The 7,604-nt window shown below is 68.2% G+C and carries 7 protein-coding genes; 6 read left to right on the top strand and 1 reads right to left on the bottom strand.

The window, feature by feature from the left end:
* On the top strand, nt 1–2,145 hold a 2,145-nt coding region (locus WCJ52_RS09960), incomplete at its 5' end, for a translocation/assembly module TamB domain-containing protein (RefSeq protein ID WP_336903152.1).
* Nucleotides 2,146–2,154: 9 nt separating this feature from the next.
* Here WCJ52_RS09960 and hspQ read toward each other — a convergent pair.
* The gene (hspQ, locus tag WCJ52_RS09955) at nt 2,155–2,529 is read right to left on the bottom strand and encodes a heat shock protein HspQ (RefSeq protein ID WP_336903151.1); all 375 of its coding nucleotides are present in this window, start codon (nt 2,527–2,529) and stop codon (nt 2,155–2,157) included.
* A 148-nt stretch (nt 2,530–2,677) separates the two neighbouring features.
* On the opposite strand from hspQ, the gene WCJ52_RS09950 reads away from it, so the two are divergent.
* From WCJ52_RS09950 to WCJ52_RS09930, 5 genes are all read left to right on the top strand, one after another.
* On the top strand, nt 2,678–3,781 hold the full coding sequence (locus WCJ52_RS09950; protein ID WP_336903150.1) for a Ppx/GppA phosphatase family protein: 1,104 nt from the start codon (nt 2,678–2,680) through the stop codon (nt 3,779–3,781).
* On the top strand, nt 3,778–4,485 hold the full coding sequence (locus WCJ52_RS09945; RefSeq protein ID WP_336903149.1) for an RlmE family RNA methyltransferase: 708 nt from the start codon (nt 3,778–3,780) through the stop codon (nt 4,483–4,485). Before WCJ52_RS09950 ends, WCJ52_RS09945 begins: the two co-directional genes overlap by 4 nt.
* A gap of 60 nt (nt 4,486–4,545) precedes the next feature.
* Nucleotides 4,546–6,006, top strand: a complete 1,461-nt coding sequence (gene guaB / locus WCJ52_RS09940) for an IMP dehydrogenase (protein ID WP_336903148.1) — start codon at nt 4,546–4,548, stop codon at nt 6,004–6,006.
* 1 nt (nt 6,007) lies between these two features.
* A complete protein-coding gene (locus WCJ52_RS09935) occupies nt 6,008–6,406 on the top strand; it encodes an MAPEG family protein (protein ID WP_336903147.1) in 399 nt (132 codons plus the stop codon).
* Nucleotides 6,399–7,604 (top strand): RsmB/NOP family class I SAM-dependent RNA methyltransferase (locus WCJ52_RS09930; protein WP_336903146.1); only part of this gene is annotated, 1,206 nt, incomplete at its 3' end. The genes WCJ52_RS09935 and WCJ52_RS09930, both read left to right, overlap by 8 nt.

Genomic DNA, 7,604 nt, shown 5'->3' with positions numbered 1-7,604 from the left:
GAAGGCGGTATCCAGCTCAACGACATTCTGGTGGATGCTGGCGGATTGCGCGCCGGAGGTCAGGCGGCGCTGGTCGCCGGCGGGGCCTCGGCGGCGGACCTGACGATCGAACTCACGCCCGGTGCCTTTCTTGCAGAGGGACTTGTCACGGGAAAGGTGCGGCTGGAGGATCGAGGGGCTTCAGGGCCATGGGTCGACGCGGATCTTGTCGCTCGTAACGCCCTTCTTCCCGGCGAAGGGATTTCCATCGTCGCCGGACGTCTGTCCGCCCAGGGCCCCCTGTCACGCCTGCCCTTCGAACTGACCGCCCGCGGTCAGACGAACTCAGGGGACTGGGCGCTTGAGGGCCGGGGCTTTGCCGCCCAGCAGGGTGAGCGGTTCCGGATCGACTTCGATGGGGCCGGCGAGGCCGGGGGCCGCCGTGTGCGCACCACTGAGACGGCGGTGCTTGAACTCGCCGGGGCCGAGCGACGCGCCCGGCTGCGCTTCGGGATCGACAAGGCGGGATCTGTGGCCGTCGATCTGACCTCGGGTCCCGGGATGGCCCTGGTCACCGGAAGCCTCGATGACATGCCGGCCAGCCTCTTCAACCCGGATCTTGCAGGTCGCATGGATGCCAACTTCAGGGTCGAGGGCAAGGGCTCCCACCTTGTGGGGCAGGCGAATGGGAGTCTTGCGGATGTCCGTGCCAGGGATAGTGAGGTCTCCTTTGGCCTAAACGGGCATTTCCGAGCGGACCTGGCGAACGAGCAATTGGCCCTGCAGGCCGACGTTTCCAACGCCCGGGGCATGAAGGCCGACGGGCAAGTCGATGTCCCCGTCCGCACCCGCCTCGCGTCGCTTCTGATCCAGCCAGACAGGGAGCGTCCGTTGCGGGGGCGCGTTCAGGCCAATGGCGAGATTCGGCCCCTCTGGGACCTGTTCGTCGGCGGCGATCAGACCCTCAGCGGCCTCGTTGCGCTTCGGGGCGAGTTGTCCGGGACTCTTGCCGCGCCGCGGGCGGCCGGGCACGCAGAGATCGAGAACGGCGCCTTCACGGACGCAGCCACTGGCCTCGTCTTGAAGTCTGTCACCGTGCGGTCCCGCCTGTCAGAGACTGCAATCCAGATCGACCAGGCAACGGGGGCGGACGGGCAGGGCGGCACACTTTCAGGTTCCGGCCTGATCTCCCTGCAAGGGGGGGCGCCGAGTTCCTTCCGGCTCGACCTCGTCAACTTCCGGGTCATAGACAATGAACTGGCGACGGCGACCGCGTCGGGGCAAGCCTCGGTAACCCGGGCAGGTGACGGTCGGGTCACTCTCCAGGGTGGACTGACCATCAACCGGGCTGACGTCAGGGCAGCCGCTCCGACCCCAACCGGTGTCACCCCGCTCGCCGTCACCGAGATCAACCAGCCCGTACTGGTGGGCGGCAAGGCGGAGGGCCGGGGCGCAGGGCCCGCCGTCGCCATGGACGTGACGCTGAAGGCGCCTCAAGGCGTTTTCATCCGCGGTCAGGGCCTGGACCTTGAGATGTCGGTGGACGCCCGGGTCACCGGCACCACTGCGCGCCCGCGCCTTACGGGCCTCGCGCGGATCTTGCAGGGATCCTACGCCTTTGCCGACAAACGCTTCGAGATCGATCCCTCGGGGGTGGTCTACCTTTCCGAGGACCCCTCCCGAATCCGGCTGGACTTGGCGGCCGTGCGGGCGGATCCGGCTTTAACGGCGATCGTGCGTATCCGTGGCACGGCGGCCAAGCCGGAGATTACCCTAACCTCAACACCGCCCCTGCCGACGGACGAGATCTTCTCACAGGTCCTGTTCGGTCGGTCGGCATCCCAATTGTCGCCCCTGGAGACCGCCCAGTTGGCCTCCGCCGTGGCGTCTATGGCGGGGGGTGGCGGGCTGGACGTTATCGGCAACCTGAGGGGCCTCGCGGGTCTCGATCGGCTGAGTTTTGCCGGTGGAGGCAACGGCGACGGCGTTGAAGTGTCTGGCGGTAAGTACCTAACTAAGAACGTACTTCTGATCGTTACAGGCGGAGGCCGCGAGGGCGGATCTGCGCAGGTCGAATGGAATGTTAGCCGTTCGCTGCGGCTGATTTCCAAGCTTTCCGGAGAGGGGGAAAACACCCTCTCCGTGCGCTGGCGTCGGGACTATTGACGCGACAGGTCAGTTGCTGACCCGGGGCCTCAGCTTGTAGCGGCCGGGTTCAAAGGCCTCGAAGATCTCGGGCGCCTGGGGATGACCAACGGGTTCACCGGTCTCATCCACCAACAGGTTCTGCTCCGAGACATAGGCGACATAGGCGCTCTCATCATTCTCGGCGAGCAGATGGTAGAAGGGCTGGTCCTTCCGCGGGCGGACATGCTCGGGAATGGACAGCCACCATTCTTCGGTATTGTTGAACGTGGGATCGACGTCGAAGATCACGCCTCTGAAGGGAAACACGCGGTGACGCACCACGTCTCCGATCGCGAACTTGGCTTCGCGGATGATTGGGGCCGACTGCCGACCCGCTCCGCTCGCGTCTCTCTGAACATTCATGACAAATCTCTCCGGCCCCCAGGAGCCAAGGCCTATACCTAATTCAATCCGGGTGCGCTGCAAGACGCCTTCCGGGAAGGTCAGCGCTCGGGTAGGTTGGACGAGAAATGGCGCGGCGACCTGTCGCGCCCAAATAGGACCAGTGTCCATGGCACAGGCTTCGCGCGCGCCGGGCGTTGCGCAACATGGCCGTGATCGGGGCGAGGGCGACGGAAGCAAGGTGCTGTACGGGGCCCTCGATCTCGGCACCAACAACTGCCGCCTGCTGATCGCGACTCCAAACGGACGGGGATTCCGGGTGGTTGACGCCTATTCGCGCATCGTTCGGCTCGGGGAGGGGCTCTCCCTGACCGGCCGCCTTTCAGAGGCGGCCATGCAGCGGGCCCTGGCCGCGCTCAAGGTGAGCGCCGAAAAGGTGCGGCGACGCGGTGTTTCGCGTTTCAAGGCCATCGCCACCCAGGCCTGCCGCTCCGCCCAGAATGGATCGGAATTCATTGAGCGCGTCGCCACCGAGACCGGACTGAGGCTCGAGGTGATTTCCCCAGAGGAAGAGGCGCGGCTTTCCGTCGCCGGGTGCCTGAACCTCCTGGACCGGACCGACGCCGCCGCCTTGGTGGTGGATGTCGGTGGCGGCTCCACGGAGCTATCCTGGGTGGACCTGGCCGGGCGGGGTCCGGACGGCGGGGACGGGCGGCTCTCACCTGACCGGCCTCCGATCCGGGCCTGGCGGTCCATCCCCCTGGGCGTTGTGACCCTGGCTGAGCAATTCCCCGAGGGTGGGCAGCCTTCGCAGGACTGGTTCCGGAGCATGGTCGACTGCTTCCGGTCCCGGCTCGAGGACTTCCCGGGGGCTGAGGTCCTCAGGCCGGCCTTCGCAGCTGGACGGGCGCACATCGTCGGCACCTCTGGTGCCATCACCAGCCTCGCCGGAGTGCATCTGGATCTTCCGCGATATGATCGGAGCCAGGTGGACGGCATCTGGATGACCCGGGCGGACTGCGAGGCCGCCTCCAACCGACTGATCGCGATGAGCCTGGCCGAACGCGGTGCCCAGCCCTGCATAGGTCCGGAACGGGCCGACCTGGTGCTGGCGGGTGCCGCCATCCTTCAGGCGGTCCAGGAACTCTGGCCCTGCGAACGTGTCCGCGTCGCCGACCGTGGCCTGCGCGAAGGCATACTGCTGTCCCTGATGTCCGGTCAGTCGCGTCGCAGGCCCGGCCCGCGGCCCCGCGCTCGGGAGGCCACCCAATGACCCTTCCGCCCCGGCGAAAGATGGTCCGGCCGCCGACCGGGGGCTCAGAAGAGGGGCGGGGCAAGCCGGCGCGCCTGAAGACCGCGAAGATGCGCACGCCATCGTCCCAGGCCTGGCTGTCCCGACAGATCAACGACCCCTGGGCGGCCAAGGCCCGCGCCCACGGCTACCGGAGCCGGGCCGCCTACAAGCTGACGGACATCGCCGATCGCTTTGGCCTTCTCCTGCCCGGTCAGAGGGTTATCGACCTGGGCGCGGCTCCAGGCGGCTGGACCCAGGTGGCCCTGGAGCGGGGGATCCGCCGGATCGTTGGCGTTGACCTCCTGCCCGTGGAGCCCCTTCCGCCCGCCGAGATCCTGGAGATGGACTTCACGGACCCGGCCTGCGGCGACCTCCTGGTGGAGCGGCTCGGGGGGCCCCCGGACCTTGTGATCTCCGACATGGCGCCGAACACGGTCGGGCATCGGCGCACCGATCACCTGCGGATCGTGGGTCTGATCGACGCCGCTGTCGAATTCGCCGAGTCGGTGCTGGCCCCGGGTGGTGCCTTCGTCGCCAAGGCCTTCCAGGGCGGGGAGATCAGCGAGGTCCTGACCCGGCTAAAGCGTAGCTTCGCCCAGGTCCGCAACGTCAAGCCACCGGCCAGCCGCCCGGATTCCTCGGAAACCTACATCGTAGCGACAGGATTCCGCGGCCGACCCTAAGCCGCCCTTGCCTCGTATGGCACCTTGGCCTTATACGCGGCTCGCAAAATGGAGAGTCTCATGGAGATTCGCGAAGGCCTTACCTTCGACGACGTTTTGCTCGAACCCGGCGCTTCTGAAGTGTTGCCCGGGCAGGCGGACACCACGACTCGGTTCACCCGCGAGATACAACTGAACATCCCGATCGTCTCCTCGGCCATGGATACCGTGACCGAGAGCCGGCTGGCGATCGCCATGGCCCAGGCTGGTGGCATGGGTATCCTTCACCGCAACCTGACGGTAGAGGAACAGGCCGATCAGGTCCGTGAAGTGAAACGCTACGAAAGCGGGATGGTCATCAATCCCATGACCATCCACCCGGATACGCCCCTGCGGGAGATCCGCGAGATCAAGGCGCGGCGGCGGATTTCCGGTTTCCCGGTGGTGGAGCCTGGCACGGGCCGGCTGGTGGGCATGCTCACCAACCGCGACATGCGGTTCGAGAATGGCGACGACGTTCTGGCCCGCGCCCTGATGACCTCCGAGAATTTGATCACCGTGCGCGAGGGCTGCACCCAGGAAGAGGCCCGCGATCTCCTCCGGCGGCACAAGATCGAGCGGCTGATCGTCGTCGACGACGCCTACCGGGCCGTGGGCCTGATTACGGTCAAGGACATGGAGAAGGCCCAGGCCCATCCCTTCGCTGCCAAGGACGCCCAGGGCCGGCTGCTGGTCGGCGCGGCCTCCACGGTGGGCGACGGCGGGTTCGAGCGCTCCATGGCCCTGATCGATGCGGGTGTCGACGTGGTGGTGATCGACACCGCGCATGGTCACAATGCCGATGTCCTGAAGGCGGTCGCCCGGCTGCGCCGCGAGGCCAACCGGGTGCAGATCGTCGCCGGTAACGTGGCGACCTACGACGGGACCCGGGCCCTGATCGATGCCGGTGCGGACGCCGTGAAGGTGGGCATCGGCCCCGGTTCCATCTGCACCACGCGGATCGTCGCCGGCGTGGGGGTCCCGCAGTTGACGGCCATTGCCGACGCCGCAAGGGCGGCCCGCGACACCGGCGTACCCGTGATCGCCGATGGTGGCATCAAGTACTCAGGCGATTTCGCCAAGGCCCTGGCCATGGGTGCCCACACGGCCATGATGGGCTCTGCCTTCGCCGGAACGGACGAGGCACCCGGCGACGTGTTCCTCTACCAGGGCCGCTCCTATAAGGCCTATCGCGGCATGGGCTCCCTGGGCGCCATGGCCAACGGTTCCGCCGACCGGTACTTCCAGAAGGAGGTCTCGGCCCTGAAGCTGGTGCCTGAGGGCATCGAGGGCCAGGTCGCCCACAAGGGCCCGATCGGCGCCGTGCTTCACCAGATGGTGGGTGGCCTGCGGGCAGCCATGGGCTATGTCGGCGCGGGAGACATCCCCGCCTTCCAGGCCAAGGCCCGGTTCGTGCGCATTACCGGCGCGGGCCTGCGCGAGAGCCATGTCCACGACGTCATGATGACCCGCGAGGCTCCCAACTATACGAGCCCGGTCTGACATGGGCGCTGAACCTGAACTCCTCCTCCTGGGCGCCGCCATCGCCATCGGCCTCGTCCAGCTGATGTGGTCTGCCGCCGCCGCGCGGGGGCAACAGGACCTGAAATGGGCCGCTGGCGCGCGCGACGAGGCCATGCCCATCACCGGCGTTGCGGCCAGGCTTGACAGGGCCTTCCGCAACTTCATGGAGACCTTCCCGCTCTTTGCGGCGGCCGTCCTGGCAGTTGTGATCGCCGGCAAGACCGGACCCCTGAGCCTCTGGGGCGCAGGCCTCTACGTCCTCTGCCGCGCGCTCTACGCCCCCATTTACGCCGCTGGCACCTACATGGTCCGAAGCCTGGTCTGGACCCTCGCCCTCGTCGGCCTCGGCATGGTGGTGGCGGCGCTCTTCCTTGCGTGACGGGGGACGCATCGAGGCGGCGATCGGGGTCCTGGAGCAGGTCGAGACGGCGCGCAGGCCTGCGCGCCTGGCGCTCAAGGCCTGGAGCGATACGGCCCGATATGCGGGTTCGGGGGATCGCGCCTTTGTCGCCGGCCTTGTCCTGGACGCCCTGCGCCGCCGCCGGTCTGCCGCCTGGCGGATGGAGCTGGACAGTCCCAGGGGCGCCGTCCTGGGCGTGCTGGCCCTGCACTGGAACTGGCCGGAAGACCGGATCGCGGCCGCCTTCGCCGAGGCGCCACATGGGCCGGGCGCGCTGAGTGCGGCGGAAGCTGCCCGCATCCCCGAACCTCGCGACCTTGCCGAAGCTCCCGATGCGGTGGCTGCCGACCTGCCGGATTGGCTCGCCCCGTCCTTTGCACGGGTCTTCGGCGACCGTGTCCGGACTGAGGCGGAGGCCCTGTCCCGCCGGGCCCCCGTCGATCTGCGGGTCAACACCCTGAAGAGCGATCCGGCCCGGGCGCTGCGGGCGGCGGAGGCCCTGGGCGCCCATCCCGTCCCCGGCCTGCCCCTGGCCCTCCGGATCGATCCGCCCGCCGCCGCCGAGCGCACGCCGTCGGTCGAGAGCCTGCCGGAGTTCGTCAAGGGCTGGATGGAGGTCCAGGACGCCGGCTCCCAGATCGCCGCGGCCTGCGCAGGCGATATCACCGGCGCCCAGGTCCTGGACTTCTGCGCTGGGGGCGGGGGAAAGACCCTGGCCCTGGCCGCCGCCATGGGCTCCACCGGCCAGATCTACGCCTACGATTCCGACGCCCGGCGACTGGCGGACACCGTCCGGCGGGGGGAGAGGGCGGGGATCCGCAACCTCCAGGTCCGCACCCCCCTTCGCCCAGATCCCGTGAAGGACCTCGAGGGGCGGATGGATCTCGTCTTCATCGACGCCCCTTGCTCTGGGTCAGGTGCCTGGCGCCGGCATCCCGACACCAAGTGGCGGCTGACCCCAGAGGCCCTGGTCCGCCGGCAGGCCGACCAGGACGCCGTCCTCGACGCCGGGGTGCTCTATGTCCGGCCCGGGGGGCGGCTGATCTACGTGACCTGCTCGGTCCTGGCCGAGGAGAACGAGGACCGGGTCTCCGCCTTCCTGGCCCGGCATCCCGAATTCAGCGTCCGGCCTGCGACGGATGACCCCGAACGGCTTTCCCGCCTGACCCCAGAAGGC

The organism is Phenylobacterium sp. (genome assembly GCF_037138395.1).
Classification (GTDB): domain Bacteria; phylum Pseudomonadota; class Alphaproteobacteria; order Caulobacterales; family Caulobacteraceae; genus Phenylobacterium.
This window is presented reverse-complemented; position numbering and strand designations above follow the sequence as displayed.

Bases quoted from the DNA above. Each gene is read 5' to 3' on its own strand.
- hspQ (WP_336903151.1), bottom strand. From the start codon at position 2,529: ATGAATGTTCAGAGAGACGCGAGCGGAGCGGGTCGGCAGTCGGCCCCA.
- WCJ52_RS09950 (WP_336903150.1), top strand. From the start codon at position 2,678: ATGGCACAGGCTTCGCGCGCGCCGGGCGTTGCGCAACATGGCCGTGAT.
- WCJ52_RS09945 (WP_336903149.1), top strand. From the start codon at position 3,778: ATGACCCTTCCGCCCCGGCGAAAGATGGTCCGGCCGCCGACCGGGGGC.
- guaB (WP_336903148.1), top strand. From the start codon at position 4,546: ATGGAGATTCGCGAAGGCCTTACCTTCGACGACGTTTTGCTCGAACCC.
- WCJ52_RS09935 (WP_336903147.1), top strand. From the start codon at position 6,008: ATGGGCGCTGAACCTGAACTCCTCCTCCTGGGCGCCGCCATCGCCATC.